Here is a 20,987-nt window from a genome sequence, read left to right as displayed (position 1 = left end):
AGAGATGGCACTGCAATCACTGGATATCAAACGCCTCTCGGCCACCACCTTGCCCGAACCGCAAGTGCGGGAGCCGGTGACGGGCACGGTCGCGAAACTCATCGACGTGTCGAAGTGCATCGGCTGCAAGGCGTGTCAGACGGCCTGCATGGAATGGAACGATCTGCGCGACGAGATCGGCACGACCACCGGCATCTACGACAACCCGCGTGATCTCTCCGAGCATTCGTGGACCGTCATGCGTTTCTCCGAATACGAGAATACCGAAGGCGATCTCGAATGGCTGATTCGCAAGGACGGCTGCATGCACTGCGAGGATCCGGGCTGTCTGAAGGCATGCCCGTCGCCGGGTGCGATCGTGCAGTACACGAACGGCATCGTGGATTTTCACGAGGAGAACTGCATCGGTTGCGGTTACTGTGTGACGGGTTGTCCGTTCAACGTGCCGCGTATTTCGAAGAAGGACAACCGCGCGTACAAGTGCACGCTGTGCTCGGATCGCGTGGCGGTCGGTCAGGAACCGGCTTGCGTGAAGACCTGCCCGACCGGCGCGATCATGTTCGGCACCAAGGAGGACATGAAGCAGCAGGCGGCGGACCGGGTCGAAGATCTGAAGGAACGCGGTTTTCAGAACGCCGGTCTGTACGATCCTGCCGGCGTCGGCGGCACGCATGTGATGTACGTGCTGCATCATGCCGACAAGGCGAATCTGTATCACGGTCTGCCGCAGAATCCGAAAATCAGTGCGATGGTGGCGATCTGGAAAGGGCTCGCCAAACCGCTGGCGCTGGCGGGTATCGCGTTCGCGGCGTTGGCCGGGTTCTTCCATTACACGCGAGTCGGTCCGAACGAAGTAACCGAGGCGGAGGAAGTCGAGGCGCAGCACGAAGCCGATGAAGCACGCCGTTCGCGGGAGGCACCTGATGAAACACGCTGACAATCATGAGCACGTCGTACTCAGGGACGTGAAAGGCAATAGTCTGATCCAGCGCTATACGCCCAATGAGCGGACGAATCACTGGATCACGGCGATCACGTTCGTTCTGCTCGCGCTATCGGGACTCGCGATGTTTCATCCCGCGATGTCGTGGCTTTACGCGATTTTCGGCGGCGGGCAATGGACGCGGATTCTGCATCCGTTTGTCGGCTGCGTGATGTTTCTGTCGTTCTTCATTCTCGCGGTGCGTTTCTGGCATCACAACTATCTGGATCGCGCTGACATTCAGTGGATGAAGCAGATCGACGACGTCCTCAACAATCGCGAAGAAAAACTTCCCGCGATCGGAAAGTACAACGCTGGTCAGAAGCTGCTCTTCTTCACGATGGTGATCTGCCTGCTGTTATTGCTGGCGAGCGGCATCGTGATCTGGCGGCGCTATTTCTCGTTCTATTTTCCGATCGAGATCATCCGCCTCGCGGCGCTCGTGCATGCGGCGGCGGCGTTCGTGCTGATCGTCGGCATCGTCGTGCATATCTATGCGGCGTTGTGGATCAAAGGTTCGATCGGTGCGATGACGCGCGGCACGGTGACTTATGGTTGGGCCAGAAAGCATCATCCGAACTGGTTCAAGGAAATCATCGACAAGTGAACTCAGTTTTTAGAGGTTGATACTTTGGCTCAGCGCATTCTCGAAGCCGGCGATATCGAATCGCTCGATCACTCGGCGATTCCGCGCATTCGTACACCGGAGCGTCTGGTGGTTTTTGCGGCGCGCGCCGCGCGTTTGCGGCAGTTGGCGGCACTCAGCAATCCGATTGCTGGTTATTTGCGGCTGATGGCCGTGCTGGCCGACGCGCAGCAAGCGGTGATCGGTGGTGGTTTTAAAGCGCAGCAGCCGAGTGCCGAATTGATTGCGAGCGCACAGCAGCATTCGATGCCGCTGATTCCCGCGCTTTCCGGCGTGCGCGATCCGGCGTGGCACGCAGTGCTGCTGCAATTGCTCGACAAGGTGCAAGCCGCCGGCCCGCTCACGCCGCCGCTCGAAGCGCTTTTCACACACTTGCGTTCGCTCGATCAAGCCACGCTCGACGCGCAGGCCGATGCGATCTTCGCGCAGCGTTTCGACGAGATCGATCCGGCCGCCGCGCCGTTCATCATGGCCGCGCTGCAAGTGGTGTGGACCGACCTCGCTGCGGACATCGACAGGCGCGAGGTGCCGTACATCGAAACGTTGGGCCTGTGCCCCGTTTGCGGATCGCATCCGGTGGCGAGCATGGTGCGCGTGGGGGGGCAGTACGACAATTACCGCTATCTGCAATGCGGGCTTTGCGCGACCGAGTGGCACATGGTGCGCTCGAAATGTTCGAACTGCGATTCGACCAAGGGCATTGCTTATCACGCGCTCGGCTCGCCGGATGCCGACGAGGCCACGCGCGAAGCCGAATCGAAGAACGCCGCGCTTAAGGCGGAGTCCTGCGACGAATGCCATACTTACCGGAAAATCGGCATCCAGTCGAAGGACTACGACTTCGAACCGTTTGCGGACGATCTCGCGAGTCTCACGCTGGATCTGCTGATGGGCGCGGAAGGTTATCGGCGCTCGTCGCCGCATCCGTGGCTGTGGCCAGAGCAGGCCGGTACGGCCGACGATTCCGCTGGCGAATCCGAGTGACACAAAACAAGGATTGTCTCGTGAGCGATGTAACCGGTGCCGAATTGCGGGCGCTCATGGCGCGCGTGCCGTCGGTGGAGAAGGTGATGGCGTCCGCCGAATTCGCGGGCCTGGTCGTTGAGTTCGGCCGCACACAGGTGCTCGGCATGCTGCGTCAGGCGCTCGACCAGTGGCGCGTCGACGCGCAATCCGGCGAAGCGTCCGTGAATGCGCTCGACGTCGCGCAACTTCACGCGCGTGTCGACGCCGCGCTGCGTCAGCGCAATCAGCCACGCTTGCGCAGTGTGTTCAATCTGACGGGCACCGTGCTTCATACGAATCTCGGCCGCGCGTTGTTGCCCGACGAAGCAGTGCAAGCGGTGATGACCGCACTCACGCAGCCGGCCAATCTCGAGTTCGATCTCGACACCGGCAAACGCGGCGATCGTGACGATCTGATCGACGACCTGATTTGCGAACTCACTGGCGCTGAAGCGGCCACCGTGGTGAACAATAACGCGGCCGCGGTGTTGCTCACGCTGTCGGCGTTGGCGTCGAAAAAGGAAGTGATCGTGTCGCGCGGCGAACTCGTCGAGATCGGCGGCGCGTTTCGCATTCCGGACATCATGAGCCGCGCGGGCGCGAAGCTGCGCGAAGTCGGCACCACGAACCGCACGCATCTGAAAGACTACGACGAAGCGATCACGCCGCAGACCGCTTTGCTGATGAAAGTCCACGCGAGCAACTACGCGATCAACGGCTTTACAAAAGAGGTCGGCGTCGAGGAAATCGCGCCGCTCGCGCATGCGCGAGGGCTCGCGGTGGCCGTCGACCTCGGCAGCGGCACGCTGGTCGATCTGGCGCAATGGGGTTTGCCGCGCGAAACGACGGTGCGCGAAACCATCGAAGTCGGCGCCGACCTCGTCACGTTTAGCGGCGACAAGCTGCTTGGCGGCCCGCAGGCGGGGCTGATCGTCGGGCGGCGGGATCTCATCGCCAGAATCAAGAAGCATCCGCTCAAACGCGCGTTGCGCGTCGGCAAATTGACGCTCGCGGCGTTGGAGCCGGTGTTGCGGATGTATCGCGCGCCGGAACACCTCGCCGGGCGGCTGACCACGCTGCGTTTGCTCACTCGGCCGATGGACGATATACGTGCCGCAGCCGAACGCGTTCTGCCGGTTGTGCAGCGCGCGATAGGAGCGCGCTACGCCGTGGCGGCCGAGCCGATGTTCAGCCAGATCGGCAGCGGTGCGTTGCCGGTCGACGTGTTGCCGAGCTACGGCCTCGTCGTCAGGATGGCCGACGGCAAGCGCGGCGGCCGTCAACTGCTCGCGTTGGAAAAGCTGTTGCGCGACATGCAGCGTCCCGTGATCGGCCGTATCGCCGACGACGCGCTGCGACTCGATCTGCGCTGCCTCGAAGCGCTCGACGAAGCGCAACTGATCGGGCAACTGGAGAGCATGAACGCATGATCGTCGGGACCGCCGGCCATATCGATCACGGCAAGACGAGTCTGGTGAAGGCGCTGTCGGGCGTCGACACCGATCGTCTGAAGGAAGAAAAAGCGCGCGGTATTTCGATCGAGTTGGGCTATGCGTATGTGCCGCTCGACAACGGCGACGTGCTCGGGTTGATCGATGTGCCCGGCCACGAAAAGCTCGTGCATACGATGACGGCCGGCGCGAGCGGTATCGACTTCGCGCTACTGGTGATCGCTGCCGATGACGGCGTGATGCCGCAAACGCGCGAACATCTGGCGATCGTCGAATTGCTCGGCATCGCGCGGGGCGCCGTCGCGTTGACTAAGATCGATCGCGTGGATGTTCAGCGGTTGCAGGACGTGCGTGCCGAAATCGCAGCGTTCCTGAGCGGCAGCGTGCTGCAGAACGCACCGGTATTCGACACCTGCGCGACGCGTGCCGACGACCCCGGCGTCGCCGCGTTGAAGTCGTATTTGCACGCCGAGGCGCAAGCCTGGCAGATGAAGCGCGACGACGGGCTGTTCCGTCTCGCGGTGGATCGGGTTTTCACGCTGTCCGGGCAAGGCACGATCGTGACGGGTACGGTGATGTCGGGTCGGCTGAATGTCGGCGACACGATGCTGCTCGCGCCGAAGAATCAGACGGTGCGTGTGCGCAGCATTCATGCACAGAATCGACCGGCGGAAACCGGGCGCGCGGGCGAACGGTGTGCGCTGAATCTCGCGGGGATCGACAAGAGCGCGATCGATCGCGGCGACTGGATTGTCGATCCGCGCCTGTCGCAAGCATCGGAACGTATCGACGCGATGCTGACGCTGTTGCCGGATGCTGCATCGACGCTGGAACATTGGGCGCCGTTGCATGTGCATCTGGGCACGCAGCATCAGGTCGCGCATGTCGCGCTGCTCGATGGCGACAAACTCGGCGCGGGCCAGAGCGCTCGTGTGCAGTTTGTGTTCGATCGGCCGGTTTGCGCGGTGTCGGGCGATCGGTTTGTCGTGCGTAATGCGCAGGCGGATCGGACAGTCGGCGGAGGTCATGTGCTCGATCCGTTCGCGCCTTCGCGTAAGCGTCGCTCTGCTGAGCGGCTTGCGTGGCTCGACGCGATTCAGGTCATGCTCGATAGCGGCAGGCTGGACGCGGTGCTGGCTCGCGCGCCGAATGGTTTGTCCAGAGCGATGCTGGAGCGGTTGACCGGCATGCGCGCGGAGGCGCTGGAACTGCCGGTGGGGACGCGCGTGGTGGAATTCGCCGGTCACGATAACGAAGCTTTGCTGGTTGCCGATGCCGCCTGGCAAACGCTGGCCGCGCGGCTCACGAACACGTTGCGGCAATTCCACGAACGCTCGCCGGATGAAGTGGGCGCCGACGTATCGCGATTGCGGCGCATGGCGGCGCCGTTGGCCGACGAGCCACTGTGGCGAGCGCTCGTCGACGACTCGGTGGCGCGTGGTGAGATCGTTCGGCGAGGGCCGTGGTTGCATCTGCCGGGCCACTCGGTGACGCTCGACGAAGCCGATCGGGTTCTCGCTGCGGCGTTGTTGCTTGCGTTGAAAGCGGGGCGTTTCGATCCGCCGTGGGTGCGTGATCTGGCCAATACGCACGGCGTGCCTGAGGAGCGAATGCGACAACTGCTGCGCAAACTCGCGCGACAAGGTGAGCTTTTCCAGGTGGTGCGCGATCTGTTTTACCACCACGAAGTGATTCGCGAACTGGCTTCGATTGCCGGGGCGGAGGCGCAAAAAAATGCGGGCACCGTGGCCGCAGCGCCGTTTCGCGATGTGACTGGCCTCGGGCGAAAACGGGCGATCCAGCTTTTAGAGTTTTTCGACCGGGTTGGGTATACTCGCTTTCACCGTGGCCTGCATTTGATGCGCACGGATAGTCGTTGGTTCGAATCGATTTGATTCGGTCTTCGAAGTGATGGCGTGGGGTTTCTGTAGTTCAATTATCGTAGGAAGGCATTCGTATCCGGTGGTACGGCTGGGCTTCAAACCCAGTTGAGGGCGTCAGACGCTCTCAGGTCGGTTCGACTCCGGCTGCCTTCCGCCAGGAATTTCCTGAAGCTTCCTGGGGCGTTTCTGTAGAGGTAAGAACGCGGGTGGTGTGCTGCATATGCCAGTACGTTGTTTCTCCGTCTAGGCGCATCATGGTTCTGCTGTAAAACTGAATCATTTAGCTGCGCTGTTCACAAGGGCTTTTCATCCCCGGCCTGATGACCGAGGTTTTCAGGCTGACCCGTGGATAAAAATCTGATTGCATCTTGGTCAGTTACTTCGATGCACCATTGCTAAAATCACCTCAAACAATTCCTCGCACGCTTGCTGTGCGCTGATTTCGCCCCTGAGAGCGACAGTGGAAAGAGAATCTGCTGCACCCAGCATCGCCCATAGAGCTGCAGCCGATAAGCCTTTGTTTCCTGCAAATGGGTCAAGTGCTTGCTTGCATTGCTCCAGGTAGGAAATCTGACAACGCATTCTAAGATCTGCCAACTCTGGCGAACCATTTAATGCGGCCAGTACGTCCGGGATTTCTCGCCCTTCATTTAGAACACAAGTGATATAGCTAGTTGCGATAACGCAGGATTTATCTCCCAAAGTTGGACCACTGGATTCGATAGCCTCGGCAGATAGCTTATTCTGACGTATATTGAAATTCTGATAAAGCGCCGCAAGCAAACCATGCCGAGAACCGAAGTGCTCGTAGACAGTAGGCTTGGTAATGCCTGCGGCTTCGGCCAGGCGGCCCAGACTCAAAGCATCTGTACCCGCATCAGAAATCAATTGCCACGACACGTCTATTAATTGTGCATGACGCTCTTCTTTGGACATGCGCCGACGCGGGGTGGCGGCACCCTCTGCTTTAAATGCCGACCTGTTCGACATGGTTATTTCCCTATTCCGTATCCGATTTTTTATGTGCAAAAACCAATACAAGCCACGGCCGTTAGCACATTATCTTTCATCAGATAGGCGTCAGGAACTCTCGGAACCATTACGCTGATGATACGCAGTAGGTCTGTTGTACCCTTTACGTAGCACCTATATCCAGTGGCTTGCTCATGGTGCATACCATCGAATTTTATCCGAAAATCTGGCGCCCGATCCGCCGAGACGTCTCCAGATGAGATTCAGCGCCAGTGCTTGTGAGCAACAAGAGTTCCGACGACGCAACGCGCGCACCGACATACTCGAAAATGCCATGATCGATTTGAGTTCTCATCGCCGCCTGGTAGCCGTGTCGCGCATAGGTTCGAAGGTCTGATGCGCCAATACCCACCAGATGCACCTGCAGTCGACCGAGCTTCTTCACCGGGTTGCCGTCAGCATCTTCATCGTATGCCCATCCATTCGTGAACACCCGATCGATCCACCCCTTCAACAGACCGGGAAAAGACCACCAATAGACTGGATAGACCAATACCAAAGCGTCGGCTCGGTCGATACGGCTTTGTTCTGCGACGACGTCGGCTGGGGGGGAAGCCTGGTTGCGAAATAACGCCAAGTCAGCAGACGAAAACCGGGGATCGAATTTTTCTTCCGCAAGATTATTAAATTCGAAAGAATGACTCGAGTTATTTGAAACTATTCCGTTCGACAATTCAGACGCAACCGCATGTGTCAGGGAATTTTTATCGGGATGCGCAACGACAATCAAAGCGTGCATAAATCAACTCCTTAAGAATATCGATAATCTAAAATTGATATTTAGTTTTTTTAAAATTCGGGTTTACGTCTTGAAGGATGCGAGTCTGACTTATATCGGTGCCCTAATCCGATGAGTGAGCGTTGCAATATAAGATTAACAACATACTTTTGGTAGGTTGTTGATAAAATTACAACATACCATTGGTATGTTGTCAACACTGAAAGGTTCGGCGGCAACCGGTAAGTCTGAACAGACCCGACTCGTCACAGCGAGGGAGAGAGACACGGCGCAGCTCAGCCCCACGAAGCACGCATGCGCCCGGGACTGCTCTACGCGAGGTGCTTTCGGGCCGGTGTCGAACGCGATTGAGTGAAGACCTGGACGACATCGGGGGTGAGGTCCGCGCGCGTGAAGATAGCGACCGGCGGCAATGTCCAGTCGAGCGAATATGGAGCGATGGCTACGCCGGCGACGCGCACGAGTTCCCCAGCGTTATCTCCGGCAAGATGGACGCAGCATTTTCGCTCGTCGCGATCATTTCGCCGATCAGCCGTGACGAATAGCTCTCGACGATTGGCACGGGTGGGACCATGCCGACGTGGAGGAAGAGGTCGGCAATCCGTTCGCGCATTGGCGTGTGCGGCTCGCCTGGAATCCAGTCGAGTTCGATCAGCTTCTCCCAGCTCGGCTTGCTGTGCGTGAGCCGGGCGGCAAGCCGACGGTTTGAGATCAGACGCGGTTTTTTTGCTGGAGCAGCACGGCGAAACAGCGCTCGGTTAGATCGACCGCAACTGACGCGCGACCCATGACGATGTCGAGCGTATGGTCGTGTAACTGAGCAATTAACGCTTCGCTGGTGCCTTCGTGGATTGTGATCGTTAGGCGTAAAGGCTGTCTCTACAATAAGTATTTATTATTTCTGAAATATTCTGTTATAAATTGTCAAAATAATTGAAGAGAGTGACAATCCTCTTCATTACAACCATCGGTGGTGCCTTGCAGCCGGTCCCTTGAGGGCTTCTGCCTGACGCGTATCACTTCACCCATGAAAGACAACCGTCTCTATCTTGTCCTCGTCGCGGTATTCGTTCTGACCTGGAGTTCGGCGTTCGTCGCCACCAAGTTCGCGCTGATGGTCTGTCCGCCCAATCTGTTTTTGAGTTTTCGCTTTATCACCGCCGGTGTCATCCTGCTGGCGGTTGCCGCGCTCAAAGGGCAGTTGGGCGGGCCGTTGCCGTGGGCCCGAATCGCCGTGCTCGGCCTGCTTAACCAGGCGGCCTATTACGGTCTTGCATGGGCTGGCATGGAGACCACCTCGTCCGGTCTCGCCACGCTCATCACGAGTCTCAATCCCGTGCTCGTTTCGGTCGCCGCGTGGCCCGTGCTGGGCGAACCGCTCAATCCGCGCAAGACGCTCGGTCTCGCGCTCGGGCTGGCCGGCGCGGCGCTCGTCGTGCGCGACCGGATTGCCTTCGGTGAAGACGCGCACGGTGTGCTGCTGATCTGCGTTGCGCTGCTATGTATGGTGGCGGGCACGGTCGCCTTCAAGAAATTCGATCTCAAGGAGTCGCTGATCGTGGTAGTCGGCGGCCAGCAGTTGTGCGCGGGCGCCACGCTTCTCGCCGTCGGACTCGGCACGGAGCGCTTCGCCGACATCTCGCTCAACTCGACCTTCTGGCTCTCGCTGGTCTGGCATATCGGCGTCGTGTCGATTGGCGCATTCTCGCTCTGGTTCTACCTGCTCAGCAAAGGCAGCGCGACCTCGGCCAGCTCGCTGCACTTTCTCATGCCGCCAGTCGGTCTGGTGATGAGCTGGCTGATCCTGCACGAGCCCCTTCACACGGCCGATCTCGCGGGCACTATACCGATCGGTATCGGCATCTGGCTCGTCACGCGACGTGCTGCTCCCCCGCGTCCTGAAGCAATTGCTCAAACCGCGAAATAGACAGAACGAATCAAGCTAGCGACAACCTCCCGGCTCAATAGAATGGCTCCGTGCGCGAATCGCGCGCACGCAACGGAACCTGAGAAATCCAGAAATGGGAGAGCCGAAAATGCCAGAGGTGAACGAGAGCCGTCGACGTTGCTGTATCGGGCTGGCCTCAGTTTTAAGTTGTGTATCGCTAGCGCAGGCCGATGCGGCGCCCGCACCGCCCGGCTACACGAGGGGCTTCGTCTACAGGGAGAAAGGACGTGCGCCGGGTCTGCACGCTCGCGTGCTTGCTGAAAGCAAGGAAGAACGTACCTGGATCCTGTTGTTTGCGCCGGGAGACGAACTGATGGCCGGGCTCGCGCAATGGGCCGAAGAACAGCGCATCGCGAGCGCGGAATTGCGCGGCTGGGGCAATTTCGTCAACGCGCTATTCGGTTGGTACGACGTCGACAGGAAGGCGTTCGTCAACATCGTGATCGACGAGCGCACCGACGTGACCGGGCTGGTCGGCAACATCGCCTCGGTGGCGGGCGTGCCGCAACCGCATCTGCACGGGTCGGTCGCGAATCGTGAAGGCATCGTGCGCGGCGGGCATCTGATCGAAGGCAAAGTGGGCCTCGAGATCGAACTGTTCGTCACGGAGTATTTCGTGCCGCTCGTGAAGACCTATCGGCCTGAGATCGGCCTCAATCTGCTCGACCTGGGCGTCGGATAGACATCGGATAGACATCGGCTAAATCATTCGCCGGTGCGCTCGCGACTGGTTCACGCGGTAGCCGCGTGAACCAGATCGAAATTGGCCGCGAGTGCGCAGGTAGCGGCCGCATCGCGCCGATGGCGATGCAGCGACGCACGATCCACATTCGATACCTTCGGCACGGCCCGTGCGGCGAGCGAGATCGCCGCGATCGAACTGTCTAGCGCGAGACGGTGCAAATGCTGCACCGAGCGACGCGGCGGCGTGCACACGCTGCTCTTCAGCAGATCGCTCGCGATGTCGCGCAGCGATACTTCGCTGGTGAGCAGTAACGCGTCGATGCGGCTCAGGTGTTCGGTCGCACGTTGCCGATCCGGCAAGTAAATCGACGCGCGCACTGGCGCGCCAACATGAAGACTCGCCACCGACCGCGTTGCGTAGCCAATGCCGCAACACAACGCGGAGGCCATCGCGCGATACACGAGGGCAACGCGCTGCAGCATCGGACCCGGCGCGTGAACGTGGCCGAGCCGGATACGGGCTGCTTCGGGAACGCATACCCCGTCGAGCGAAAAAGTGTGAGCGTTGAACGGCGTGAGGCGTGCGTCCGCCGGCTGGGCGTGCCTGCGTATTCCGACGGCATCGGTATCGAACCAGAACGCATCGATATTGCCGCCGTCCGTATGCGCGAGCACATACCAGCGTTGTACCGACGCGGGACTGACGGCGAGCAATGCGTCCGCGCTCAATTTCCAGACGCTGCCGTCGCGTACCGCGGTCACCGACGGAAAGCACACCATGCGGTGCGCCGTCGGCCGATGCAACATGCCGGCAAGCCGGCTGTCGTCGGCCGGCAGCGACAGTGCTGTGTGACCCGCTTGCGTCATGTCGCCGGCTAGCTGGCTCGCCACGACGTGCATGGCGCAGGTGAAGGCGCGTTCGGGATCTTGCCGCGCGAGCCGCACGATCGACTGGACGGCGCACTGCGTGTCCTGCCGCGTGAAGGTCCTGGCCTCGGCCAGGACCGGACCGGCGGGGCGCCGTCGCACGTCGCGCCGGATCTGCTGGACATACTCACTCATCGAAGGCTCCGTCAGGATCGGGGACGATGGCGTTGCCGAGGCAATATAGGGGATCCCCGCTGTATGGCAAACGGATCAAACCTGCTTTGCTTATCTTGTTTTCGCCGTCGTCATCGCGCATGCAGGTGCGCGGCCCGAATACGTATCTGACTGCGTACCCAACCACGCACCCAACCACGCACCAACCGCACACCTAAGCGCGCGGACTGGCCGAGCGGAACGCGGAGCTCAGTACCCGCAACGTGGAGCGCGTGTGGCCGTCCACACGTCGCGTATGCATCGTCACTTTCGCCGACGGAAACGCGGGCAGGTCGAGCGCCTCGGTCACGTCGACCAGCCCCGTGCTTGCCAGGCGCCGTGGCAAGGGCAGCACGCCGATACCCGAATTCGCTGCCGACAATGCGGTCGCGACGCCGCCGCCGAGAAACGCGTCGACCCAGCGAATCTTGGCCTGCGTCAGCAGGCGCATCGCGAGCTCGCGAACGCCGCATGATTCCGTCACGGTGATCAGCGGCAAGGGCTTGCCTTCGAGCCGCGCCGACATGCTGGCGAACCATCCATAGCCGTCTTCGAACAGCACTTCCCCGTCGCGCCGCCGTCCTTCATGGCGGACCACCGCAACGTCGGCTTCGCCGTTATCGAAGTCGGCGAGCACCTTGCGCGAATAGTCGACTCGCACCTTCAGCATCAGTCCCGGATCGAACGCACTGACGCGCGCCAGTATTTCCGGCAGCTCGGGGCCCGCGACATGGTCGCTGATCGCGATCGTGAGTTCACGCTCGGGCTCGGTCGCCGTCATCAGTGCGAGGTCCTGTGCGGCCATCAGCGTTCGCGCATGCGGCAGGAATGCTTCGCCATCCGCGGAGATCCGCACCTGCCGCGGCGTGCGGTCGAGAAGGCGCCGCCCCAACACTTCCTCCAGCCGCCGCAGCTTGAGACTGACACCGGCTTGCGTGAGGCCGAGCGCGTCCGCTGCATGCGTGAAGCTGTGCAGATCGGCGACGAGAATAAACGCTTCCACAGACGAGAGATCGAGATGTTGGCGCATTCTGGATGAGTGAATGGTAGATAAATATTTGAAATGATTGATATAGCCTAGCATAACTGTATCAGCGTTTTGAAAGTTGTTAGATTTCGCCTCGTAGTTCAAGGGCGAGCGAACCGCAAGAGCTTGTCGCCGCCACTCGATCCGACCGGCTGAACGTTACGAGGGCAACCCCATGCAAGACGATCAGGTGTGGAAATTCAGGCCGTACACGCGGCAAACCATTCGACAGGCGCCGCAATGGGCGCTGCTCGCGGCCGAACAGCAGCAGGCGGTGGAAGTGGTGTCGCGCGTGCTGCCGTTTCGCGTCAATCCTTATGTATTGAGTGAGCTGATCGACTGGGACAAGGTGCCGGACGATCCGATCTACCGCCTGACGTTTCCGCATCGCGACATGCTGCGCGAGAACGAATTCGCGGCCCTTGCCGATCTGCTCGCGGGCGGCGCGCCGGAGAGCGACATCGAACGCGTCGTGCATGGAATCCGCATGCGCATGAATCCCCATCCCGCCGGCCAGATGACGCACAACGTGCCGTATCTGGACGGCGTGCCGCTGAATGGCGTGCAGCACAAATACCGCGAGACGGTGCTGTTCTTTCCGAGCGCCGGTCAGTCGTGCCACGCGTACTGCACCTTCTGCTTCCGCTGGCCGCAATTCGTCGGCATGGACGAACTGAAATTCGACGCGCGCGCCTCGCACGATCTGGTCGAATATCTCAAGCGACACCGCGACGTTACGGACGTGCTGATCACCGGCGGCGATCCGCTGGTGATGAACGCCCGCTCGCTCGCCGAGTATCTCGAGCCCTTGCTGGTGCCGGAGCTCGCGCACGTGCAGAACATCCGGATCGGCACCAAGTCCGTCGCTTACTGGCCGCAGCGCTTCGTCAGCGACAAGGACTCCGACGATCTGCTGCGCCTGTTCGAGAAGGTGGTAAAAAGCGGCCGCAATCTGGCGCTGATGGGTCACTACAATCATCCGCGTGAGATTCAGCATCCGATCGCGCAACAGGCCGTGCGCCGCATCATCGCAACGGGCGCCACGCTGCGCATCCAGGCGCCGCTGATTCGCCACATCAACGAAGACCCGGCCGGCTGGGCCGATTTATGGACGACCGGCGTCAAGCTCGGCGCGATTCCTTATTACATGTTCGTCGAACGGGACACGGGTCCGAGCGACTACTTCAAGCTGCCGCTCGCGCGTGCCTACGAGATTTTCCAGGCGGCTTACCGGACGGTGTCGGGATTGGCGCGCACGGTTCGTGGTCCGTCGATGAGCGCGTTTCCCGGCAAGGTGATGGTGGACGGCATCGTCGAGATCGCGGGTGAAAAGGTCTTCGCGCTGCAATTCCTGCAGGCGCGCAATCCGGAATGGGTACGCCGGCCGTTCTACGCGAAGTTCGATCCGCAAGCCACCTGGCTCGACGAACTCGTGCCCGCTTTCGGCGCGAAGCGCTTCTTCTTCGAGCAGGACGCCGCGCCTCGCCATGAGTCCATCCCGCTGGTTCGCATCGAGCAGGCGAAGCGCGGCGGCCAGACGCGGCCGGATGCGCTGGAGACGGTGGCATGACACGCGAGGACAACGAGGCAGACGCGCCGGAGTACGAAGTGTTCGCGTTGCGCTATGCGACGCACGAAGAGCGGCGCAGCGCCGAGAACTATCTGGGCCATGATCCGCACGGCGACATTTCGATGCCGCTCGACTTCTACGTGTGGGTCATCCGCGACAACAATCGCACGATTCTCGTCGACACCGGTTTCAGCGCCGCGATGGCGGCGCGCAGAAAACGCCGCTATCTGCATTCGCCCGTCGAGTTGCTGCACAAGCTCGGCATCGACGCGGCCAGTGTCGAGGACGTGATCATCACGCACATGCACTACGACCATGCCGGCAATATCGCAGCGTTTCCGAATGCGCGGCTGCATTTGCAGGAAGCAGAAATGGCGTACTGCACTGGCCGTTGCATGTGCCACGACGCAATGCGCAAACCGTTCGAGGCGCGTGACGTCGCGGCGGCGATCGAGCGCCTGTACGCAGGGCGCGTGCAATTCGCCGACGGCGACCGGCAGATCGCACCGGGCGTGAGCGTCCATCTGCTCGGCGGCCATACCGCCGGTCTGCAGGTGGTGCGGGTGCGCACCGCACGCGGCCATCTGGTGCTGGCGAGCGACGCGGCGCACTACTGGGACAACCTGCGCTCGCGACGTCCTTTTCCGATCGTGCTCGACGTCGTGCGCATGCTCGAGGCGCACGGCCGGATCGAGCAACTCGCCGACGGTCCCGAGCACATCATTCCCGGCCATGACCCGGCCGTGCGCGTGCGCTTCGGCGCCTGGCAGGACGAGCCCGACATTGTCGCGCTCCACCGCCCGCCGCTCGGGCGCGGCGATTTTGGCGCGGACGCTCCCATCCCGGCCGACGCGGCCGCCGGGACCATCCGGACCCCCGACGAGGCGCGCGAGCACGGACTCGACTCGCTGCCCGTCCTGAGCTGAACGAGGAGCCTTCATCAATGCAAGCGACACATATAGCAATCGTGGGCATGGGGCCGCGCGGCCTGACGGTGTTGGAGCGCGTGCTGGAGCATGCGGATCGCCTGCCGGCCGGCACGCGTCTGCTGATCGACGTATTCGACGAAGGTGAATGCGGCGAAGGCGTGCATCGTTCGCGACAGCCGGATCATCTGCTGATCAACACCGTGGCCTCGCAAGTGACGATGTTCGCGCCGTCGAGCGTGGCCGGCGGCGCGGACGGCATCTCGCTCGTGCAATGGGCGCATGCCGCCGGTTACCGGCGCGTCGGCGGCCGCTTCGTGCGCGGCGCGGGCGATCGGGTGGGCGATGGCGTGGGTGAGGGCTCGGGTGAGCCCGGCGCGCCGATCACTGCTGCGGATCATCTACCGCGCAGCCTGCTCGGCGAATATCTGGCGTGGTTCTACCGGCGCATCGTCGACAAGTTGCCGCCGCATGTGCGCGTGGTTCACCGCCGCGCGCGAGTGGTCGATCTGGTCGAGCGCGAGGCGAAGTTCGAAGACGGCTCGAACGCGGGCTTCGACGTCGTGCTCGAAAGCGGCGACACGGCGCACGCCGACTACGTGTTTCTCACGACCGGGCACGGCTACCGCAAGCCCACGGATGACGATCTCGCGTTCTCGACGTTCGCCGAACGGCACGCCGCCCATAACGAAAACCTGGCCTATTTCGCCTCGCCGTATCCGGTCGAACAGCTCGCGACGATTTCGTCTTCGGCCACCGTGGCCGTGCAGGGTTTCGGCCTGACCGCGCACGACGTCATTTCGTCGCTGACGCTCGGGCGCGGCGGCCGCTATGTCGAGGAGAACGGCAAGCTCCGCTATCTGCGTTCCGGCAACGAACCCAACCTCCTGCTGTTCTCGCGCAACTGCCTGCCGTTCGCCGCGCGGGGGACCAACCAGAAGGGTTTGACGGGACGCCATCTGGCGCGTTTCTTCACGCCGGAAGCCGTCGCCGCGAGGCGGCGCGCTGTGCTGGCCGCGACCGGCGATCCGCGCATCGACTTCCGGACCGAGGTGCTGCCGCTGGTGATCCGCGAAATGGCCTACGCGTATCGCAGTGCGCAACGCTGCGAAGAGGTCGAGGTCGACGGCTTCGAACCCACGGACGAAGAAGTGCGCGCTGTCGAAACGATTCTCTGGCCGCTGAAGGACCGCCGCTTCGAATCGTTTGCGGCGTTTCGTGAATTCTTCGACGAACTGTTTGCGGCGGATCTGCGGGAGGCCTTTCTGGGCAATCTGACAAGTCCGGTGAAGGCCGCCACCGACGTGCTGCGCGATACGCGCGAAGCGTTGCGCACCGCGGTCGAATATGGCGGTCTGACACCGGTCTCGCATCGCTACTTCGTCGAGGAGTTCAATGCGATCACCAACCGCGTCTCGTTCGGCCCGTCGAAACAGCGCAACCTCGAATATCTGGCGCTGCGCGAGGCCGGCCTGATCGATATCGCCGCCGGTCCCGGCGCGCGCGTGGTCGCCGACGATGCGCACGCACGCTTTCGTATTCAGGCCAGCTATGGCGAGCGCGTCGAACACAGCTACGCGGACGTGCTGGTGACGGCGCGGCTCGATCCGTATTCGCCGCTGAACGACGCGTCGCCGTTGTCGGCCAACCTGCTCGCCCGCGGGCTGATCCGCCCGTACTACAACGGCGACTACCATCCGGGCGGCATCGAAATCGACGCCGCGTTGCATCCGGTCGGCGCTGCCGGAACGGTTCGACGCAACCTTTGGGCCGTCGGTTTTCTCGTGGAAGGCCCGCATTTCTACACCCATGCGCTGCCGCGTCCGCGGATCGCTTCGCGGCAGACTCACGATGCGCAGCGCTGCGTGCTGGAACTGATCGCGGGGATCGCGGCGAAGCAGACTTCGGGACCGGTCGCTGGCGTCGATACGCTGCAACCCGAGGCTCATCCCGCGTCGGTGGTCTATCAAACGCACACGTCCGCCGCGCCCCTCGTCGCATGACGCGCCTTTTCAACGGAGAAGCTCACTTGATCAAGCTGCATGGTTTCTATCGCTCGTCGGCGTCGTATCGCACCCGCATCGCGCTGAACCTGAAGGGCCTGGCGTACGAGACCGTATCGCACGATCTCACGACAGGCGAGCATCAGGCGCCCAGCTATCTGGCGATCAACCCACAGGGCCTGTTGCCCGCGCTCGAAATCGATGGCGCGGTGCTGACCCAATCGGGCGCGATCGTCGAATACCTGGAGGAGCGGTACCCGAATCCCGCGCTTCTGCCTGCGGATGCGCTTGCGCGGGCGCGGGTGCGGGCGCTGTTTCAAGTCATCGCCGCGGACACGCATCACGTGACCTCGATGCGCGTGGGTGCGTATCTGAAGAAGCGTCTGGAACACGACGAGGCGCAGCTGCGCGCGTGGCAGCACCACTGGCTGACGCAAAGTTTTGGGGCGTTCGAACAACTGCTGACGAAGAGCCCGGCAACCGGCCGCTTCTGTCACGGCGATCGCCCCACGCTTGCCGATCTCGCGCTGGTGCCGCAAGTGTTCGCGGCGCGGCGGCTCGATCTGGATATCGGCAGATGGCCGACGCTCGCGCGAATCGTCGAGGCTTGTCAGGACGAGAAGGGGTTTCAGGACGCGCATCCGGACCGGCACAACCCGGCTCGATGAGCAATGAGCGTGAAATGTCGGCACTTACCGCGCAAGTTCAACAAGGCGAGCATGACCACGCAATACACTTTCGAAGGAGTTCGGCAATGCAGATAGCCCAAGGCGACATCCTGGATTTTTCCGCCTACCTCGAACAGACCGCGCGTCCGTCGCAGGAGGCGGTGGTCTGGAAATGGCACGACGTTGCGGCGTCGCTCGCCAGCCGGCCTCACAACGTGCAGGGCACGCTCGTGCTCGCGGACGGCGAGGCCGTCGATCGCGCCACCATTGCGCCCGGCCTCTCGCTGGTGGTGCAGGTCCTCAAGGCTGGCGAAACGACGAAGCCGCACCGGCATTCGTTCTGGCATCTCTACATCGTGCGTGCGGGGGCCGGCGAAGTGAGCCTTGGCGCCGAGCTCCGGCGGCAACGCGTCGCGGAGGGCGACGTGCTGTTCGTGCCGGCCTGGCACACGCATGCGGTCCATAACCTGGAAGGCGAGGTGCCGCTGGTGCTATTGCGCTTGCAGAACCTGCCTCAGAATGCGAGTCTCGGGACGCTGGCGCGCGAGGACGACGGGCACCTGAAGCATATCTACGCGAACGAACACGTCGCGGCGGTCTGAGCAATCTCGCTCCATTTCAATCAGGCGGACAGGCAATCAGTCATGAGTCGTTCTATTGCGGATGTGCAAACGCGTTACACCAGCAGACAGATTCACACCATCTTCTGCGGGCTGGTTCTGATCATGCTGCTCGGGACGATCGATCAGGCGATCGTCGCGCCGGCGCTCGCGCCGATCGCCAACGAGCTGGGCGGCTTCGACAGCGTTTCCTGGGTGGTCACCGCCTATCTGCTGACCTCGACGGCGAGCACGCCCGTGGCGGGACGCATGAGCGACATCCACGGACGGCGTAGCGTCGTGATCGGTGCGCTGGTGCTGTTTCTGGCGGGCTCCGTGGTGTGCGGCTGGGCGCCCGACCTGAACACGCTGATCGTCGGACGCGGCATCCAGGGCCTCGGCGGCGGCGCGCTGATGGCGCTGCCCAACACGATCGTCGCCGATATCCTGTCGCCGCGCGAGCGCGGCCGCTATCAGGCCTATATCTCGGGCACCTATGCCGTCTCGAGCCTTGCGGGTCCGGTGCTCGGCGGACTGTTGTCCGGCCACTACTCGTGGCGCTGGATCTTCTGGATCAACCTGCCGTTGATCGTGATCGCCGCCGCGCTGAGCTGGGTCACGCTGAGCGGTCTCTCCGCGCGGCGCACGCAGCACCGAATCGACTACCTGGGCTCGGTGCTGATGGTCGGCTCGACCGTTTGCCTTCTGCTCGCGCTCACCTGGGGCGGCCGCCGCTTCGCATGGGACGCGTGGCCCACCGTTGCATTGCTCGTCGGGACAATCGTGCTTGCGATGCTCTTCGTGGGCTGGCAGAAGCGCGCCGTCGAGCCGCTGTTGCCGCTGTCGATCCTCCATAACCGGATTATTGTGGTCACTTCGATCGGCGCTGTGCTGATCACGATGGTCAACATCGCGTTCAGCATCTATCTGCCGCTCTATCTTCAGATCGGTCGCGGACAGAGCGTCGGCGAGGCGGGCGGCATGCTGACGGCGCCGCTGTTCGGCGTCGTGCTCGGCTCCTACCTCTCGGGGCAATACATGCGCTACAGCGGCAAATACAAACTACCGCCGCTGGCCGGTCTGGCGGTCGCCGCCCCAATGCTGGCGATCCTCGCTTACAGCATTGCGGACTTGCCGGTGGCCGCGATCGTCGTGTTGACGTTTTTTCAGGGCGTCGGAATCGGCGCGAGCCTGCCGCCGATGATGGTGTCGTCGCAAAACTCCGTGCCGGCGAGCGATATCGGCATCGCGACCGCCGTGCATACGTTTTTCCGCGCAGTGGGCGGGACGATCGGAGTCGCGGTGTTCAGCGCGCTGGTGTTGCATCTGCTCGGCACGGATGCGAATCTGCCAGGTAGCGGGCATGCCGGACATGCCGGTCTGCATGCCGCGGATGCGGGGGTATCGGAAGGGTTGGCGAGAGCGGCCGCCGGCGCAGTCAACGTGACCCACGCATTCGGTGTTTTTTTCGCGGCTTGCGCGGCTACGTTGGCTTTGGCATGGTTGGTGTTGAACAACCTTCAGGTGATCCCGTTCCGCACGACTGCGGCGCGGTTTGAAGCCACGAAGGATGCGGGGGTGTAGAGACGGAATAGTTAGAAAAAGCTGCCTGATGCTCACTGACTAAGGGGCAGCTTGCGCGAGTGAATCGGGCGCGCGTGGTCGGCGGCTCCGCCGTTTATGACAGTTCGCCGCTGCAACGGCGCCTGCGCGACTTCCAGGTCGCGCTCAACATGCGGTCGCGCAGCAACGAAACTACGCCGTAGCGGGTAAGCTGCGTCTCGACAGCGCGATGCCGAAAGCGGCTGGCCGTTGACACCCGACGTATTCAACTTCCCGGATCTTCATGAATCGCACACTGCCTGATACCTCGCAGCACTCGCCTGTTCCACCGGTTACCGGCATGTCGCTCGCCGCGCGCCTGGCGATATTGCTGTTCGTCGTCATCGCGCTTCGGCACCTCGACAACTGGATCCGGTTTCTCACCGGCTGGCCGCTTCCATCGCTCGGCAACGTCGCCTATACGCTGATATTCAGCGGCTTCGCGTTGCTGCATAGCGGCGTATCGCTGGGTCGGTACCGGACGCTGGCGTTCTTCGCGATCTCCGCCGTCGTTTCCTGGCTGCTGGAAGAAGTGGGTGTCGCGACGGGCTGGGTGTACGGCCACTATCACTACAGCAACATGCTGGGCCCGAAGCTCGGTCTGGTCCCCGCGATCATCCCGCTCGCGTGGTTCATGATGATCTACCCGTCGTGGGTCGTCGCATCGGCATTGCTGGGCCTCGCGGCCCGGGACACGTCCACGGGCATCGTGAGCCGGGCGGTCGTTGCATCGATGGTGATGACGGCGTGGGACGCGGTGATGGATCCTGGCATGAGCCGCGCGGGAAACTGGGTGTGGGAAAACGGCGGCGCCTATTTCGGCGTGCCGTTGCACAACTACGCAGGCTGGCTCGCAACGACGTTCATCGTTTATCTGCTGTTCGGCATTGTGTCCCGGCGTATTCGGCCGGACGCAGCGCACGCTGCGCAAACACGCGTCTTTAGCGCGCTACCGGCGATCTGCTACGCAATGGTCGCCATCGATCATCTGATCGCGCAGACTATCCCCGAGTTGCGCGTCGTCGACGTGTTCACGATGGGATTCATCACACTGCTGGCGTTGATCGGAATCGCGAGGCAAGCAAGGGACAACGTCCCCGTGTAATGGCTTTCGATGAGACCTGTCATTCGGTATCGGCGAA

At 62.0% G+C, this 20,987-nt stretch carries 18 protein-coding genes, 1 tRNA gene and 1 pseudogene; 15 read left to right on the top strand and 5 right to left on the bottom strand.

Features of this window, described 5'->3' with window-relative positions; genetic code table 11:
* The first annotated feature begins 4 nt into the window (after nt 1-4).
* The 6 genes from fdxH (at nt 5) to PQQ51_RS04490 (ending at nt 6,124) form a co-directional block, all read left to right on the top strand.
* On the top strand, nt 5-937 hold the full coding sequence (gene fdxH / locus PQQ51_RS04515) for a formate dehydrogenase subunit beta (protein ID WP_408495161.1): 933 nt from the start codon (nt 5-7) through the stop codon (nt 935-937).
* Nucleotides 924-1,589 (top strand): formate dehydrogenase subunit gamma, encoded by a 666-nt coding sequence (locus tag PQQ51_RS04510; RefSeq protein ID WP_408495160.1) that lies wholly within the window; start codon nt 924-926, stop codon nt 1,587-1,589. Before fdxH ends, PQQ51_RS04510 begins: the two co-directional genes overlap by 14 nt.
* Nucleotides 1,590-1,613: 24 nt before the next feature.
* On the top strand, nt 1,614-2,612 hold the full coding sequence (gene fdhE / locus PQQ51_RS04505) for a formate dehydrogenase accessory protein FdhE (protein WP_408495159.1): 999 nt from the start codon (nt 1,614-1,616) through the stop codon (nt 2,610-2,612).
* Nucleotides 2,613-2,632: 20 nt separating this feature from the next.
* Nucleotides 2,633-4,063 (top strand): L-seryl-tRNA(Sec) selenium transferase, encoded by a 1,431-nt coding sequence (gene selA / locus PQQ51_RS04500; protein ID WP_408495158.1) that lies wholly within the window; start codon nt 2,633-2,635, stop codon nt 4,061-4,063.
* The gene (gene selB, locus PQQ51_RS04495) at nt 4,060-5,979 is read left to right on the top strand and encodes a selenocysteine-specific translation elongation factor (protein ID WP_408495157.1); all 1,920 of its coding nucleotides are present in this window, start codon (nt 4,060-4,062) and stop codon (nt 5,977-5,979) included. Before selA ends, selB begins: the two co-directional genes overlap by 4 nt.
* A 49-nt stretch (nt 5,980-6,028) precedes the next feature.
* Nucleotides 6,029-6,124: transfer RNA gene (locus PQQ51_RS04490), tRNA-Sec, on the top strand.
* 215 nt (nt 6,125-6,339) lie between these two features.
* Here PQQ51_RS04490 and PQQ51_RS04485 read toward each other — a convergent pair.
* The 3 genes and pseudogenes from PQQ51_RS04485 to PQQ51_RS04475 form a co-directional block, all read right to left on the bottom strand.
* Complete coding sequence (locus PQQ51_RS04485; RefSeq protein ID WP_408495156.1) at nt 6,340-6,957, bottom strand: TetR/AcrR family transcriptional regulator; 618 nt, start codon at nt 6,955-6,957, stop codon at nt 6,340-6,342.
* A 196-nt stretch (nt 6,958-7,153) separates the two neighbouring features.
* The gene (locus PQQ51_RS04480; RefSeq protein ID WP_408495154.1) at nt 7,154-7,738 is read right to left on the bottom strand and encodes an NAD(P)H-dependent oxidoreductase; all 585 of its coding nucleotides are present in this window, start codon (nt 7,736-7,738) and stop codon (nt 7,154-7,156) included.
* Nucleotides 7,739-8,049: 311 nt separating this feature from the next.
* A pseudogene (locus tag PQQ51_RS04475) lies at nt 8,050-8,611 on the bottom strand (LysR substrate-binding domain-containing protein); the annotation flags it as partial.
* A 154-nt stretch (nt 8,612-8,765) separates the two neighbouring features.
* Between PQQ51_RS04475 and PQQ51_RS04470 the strand changes: the two are divergent.
* Nucleotides 8,766-9,665 carry a DMT family transporter gene (locus PQQ51_RS04470; RefSeq protein ID WP_408495153.1) on the top strand — a complete coding sequence of 300 codons (900 nt, stop codon included), beginning with the start codon at nt 8,766-8,768 and terminating at the stop codon, nt 9,663-9,665.
* Nucleotides 9,666-9,936: 271 nt separating this feature from the next.
* Nucleotides 9,937-10,368, top strand: coding sequence for a PPC domain-containing DNA-binding protein (locus PQQ51_RS04465; protein WP_408495152.1), 432 nt, complete (start codon nt 9,937-9,939; stop codon nt 10,366-10,368).
* A gap of 50 nt (nt 10,369-10,418) precedes the next feature.
* Here the strand turns inward: PQQ51_RS04465 and PQQ51_RS04460 are convergent, their stop codons facing one another.
* Entirely contained in the window at nt 10,419-11,432 is a 1,014-nt protein-coding gene (locus tag PQQ51_RS04460) for an acyl-CoA dehydrogenase family protein (RefSeq protein WP_408495151.1), read from the bottom strand.
* Between the two features lie 193 nt (nt 11,433-11,625).
* Nucleotides 11,626-12,453: a LysR family transcriptional regulator gene (locus PQQ51_RS04455; protein WP_408495150.1), complete on the bottom strand. Its 828-nt coding sequence runs from the start codon at nt 12,451-12,453 to the stop codon at nt 11,626-11,628.
* A gap of 199 nt (nt 12,454-12,652) precedes the next feature.
* Here PQQ51_RS04455 and PQQ51_RS04450 point away from each other — a divergent pair, with 199 nt between their 5' ends.
* The 7 genes from PQQ51_RS04450 (at nt 12,653) to PQQ51_RS04420 (ending at nt 20,950) form a co-directional block, all read left to right on the top strand.
* Nucleotides 12,653-14,047, top strand: a complete 1,395-nt coding sequence (locus tag PQQ51_RS04450) for a KamA family radical SAM protein (RefSeq protein WP_408495149.1) — start codon at nt 12,653-12,655, stop codon at nt 14,045-14,047.
* A complete protein-coding gene (locus tag PQQ51_RS04445; RefSeq protein WP_408495148.1) occupies nt 14,044-14,973 on the top strand; it encodes an N-acyl homoserine lactonase family protein in 930 nt (309 codons plus the stop codon). Before PQQ51_RS04450 ends, PQQ51_RS04445 begins: the two co-directional genes overlap by 4 nt.
* A 17-nt stretch (nt 14,974-14,990) precedes the next feature.
* The gene (locus PQQ51_RS04440; RefSeq protein WP_408495146.1) at nt 14,991-16,976 is read left to right on the top strand and encodes an FAD/NAD(P)-binding protein; all 1,986 of its coding nucleotides are present in this window, start codon (nt 14,991-14,993) and stop codon (nt 16,974-16,976) included.
* A gap of 29 nt (nt 16,977-17,005) precedes the next feature.
* Nucleotides 17,006-17,644 carry a maleylacetoacetate isomerase gene (gene maiA, locus PQQ51_RS04435; RefSeq protein WP_408495200.1) on the top strand — a complete coding sequence of 213 codons (639 nt, stop codon included), beginning with the start codon at nt 17,006-17,008 and terminating at the stop codon, nt 17,642-17,644.
* Nucleotides 17,645-17,730: 86 nt separating this feature from the next.
* Complete coding sequence (locus tag PQQ51_RS04430) at nt 17,731-18,246, top strand: cupin domain-containing protein (RefSeq protein ID WP_408495145.1); 516 nt, start codon at nt 17,731-17,733, stop codon at nt 18,244-18,246.
* A gap of 42 nt (nt 18,247-18,288) precedes the next feature.
* Nucleotides 18,289-19,827, top strand: coding sequence for an MDR family MFS transporter (locus PQQ51_RS04425; protein WP_408495144.1), 1,539 nt, complete (start codon nt 18,289-18,291; stop codon nt 19,825-19,827).
* A 262-nt stretch (nt 19,828-20,089) separates the two neighbouring features.
* Nucleotides 20,090-20,950, top strand: a complete 861-nt coding sequence (locus tag PQQ51_RS04420; protein ID WP_408495143.1) for a carotenoid biosynthesis protein — start codon at nt 20,090-20,092, stop codon at nt 20,948-20,950.
* Nucleotides 20,951-20,987 lie beyond the last annotated feature (37 nt).

Source organism: Paraburkholderia xenovorans (assembly GCF_046030735.1).
GTDB classification, from domain to species: domain Bacteria; phylum Pseudomonadota; class Gammaproteobacteria; order Burkholderiales; family Burkholderiaceae; genus Paraburkholderia; species Paraburkholderia xenovorans_A.
This window is presented reverse-complemented; position numbering and strand designations above follow the sequence as displayed.

Bases quoted from the DNA above. Each gene is read 5' to 3' on its own strand.
- fdxH (WP_408495161.1), top strand. From the start codon at position 5: ATGGCACTGCAATCACTGGATATCAAACGCCTCTCGGCCACCACCTTG.
- PQQ51_RS04510 (WP_408495160.1), top strand. From the start codon at position 924: ATGAAACACGCTGACAATCATGAGCACGTCGTACTCAGGGACGTGAAA.
- selB (WP_408495157.1), top strand. From the start codon at position 4,060: ATGATCGTCGGGACCGCCGGCCATATCGATCACGGCAAGACGAGTCTG.
- PQQ51_RS04485 (WP_408495156.1), bottom strand. From the start codon at position 6,957: ATGTCGAACAGGTCGGCATTTAAAGCAGAGGGTGCCGCCACCCCGCGT.
- PQQ51_RS04480 (WP_408495154.1), bottom strand. From the start codon at position 7,738: ATGCACGCTTTGATTGTCGTTGCGCATCCCGATAAAAATTCCCTGACA.
- PQQ51_RS04470 (WP_408495153.1), top strand. From the start codon at position 8,766: ATGAAAGACAACCGTCTCTATCTTGTCCTCGTCGCGGTATTCGTTCTG.
- PQQ51_RS04460 (WP_408495151.1), bottom strand. From the start codon at position 11,432: ATGAGTGAGTATGTCCAGCAGATCCGGCGCGACGTGCGACGGCGCCCC.
- PQQ51_RS04450 (WP_408495149.1), top strand. From the start codon at position 12,653: ATGCAAGACGATCAGGTGTGGAAATTCAGGCCGTACACGCGGCAAACC.
- PQQ51_RS04445 (WP_408495148.1), top strand. From the start codon at position 14,044: ATGACACGCGAGGACAACGAGGCAGACGCGCCGGAGTACGAAGTGTTC.
- PQQ51_RS04440 (WP_408495146.1), top strand. From the start codon at position 14,991: ATGCAAGCGACACATATAGCAATCGTGGGCATGGGGCCGCGCGGCCTG.
- PQQ51_RS04430 (WP_408495145.1), top strand. From the start codon at position 17,731: ATGCAGATAGCCCAAGGCGACATCCTGGATTTTTCCGCCTACCTCGAA.
- PQQ51_RS04425 (WP_408495144.1), top strand. From the start codon at position 18,289: ATGAGTCGTTCTATTGCGGATGTGCAAACGCGTTACACCAGCAGACAG.
- PQQ51_RS04420 (WP_408495143.1), top strand. From the start codon at position 20,090: ATGAATCGCACACTGCCTGATACCTCGCAGCACTCGCCTGTTCCACCG.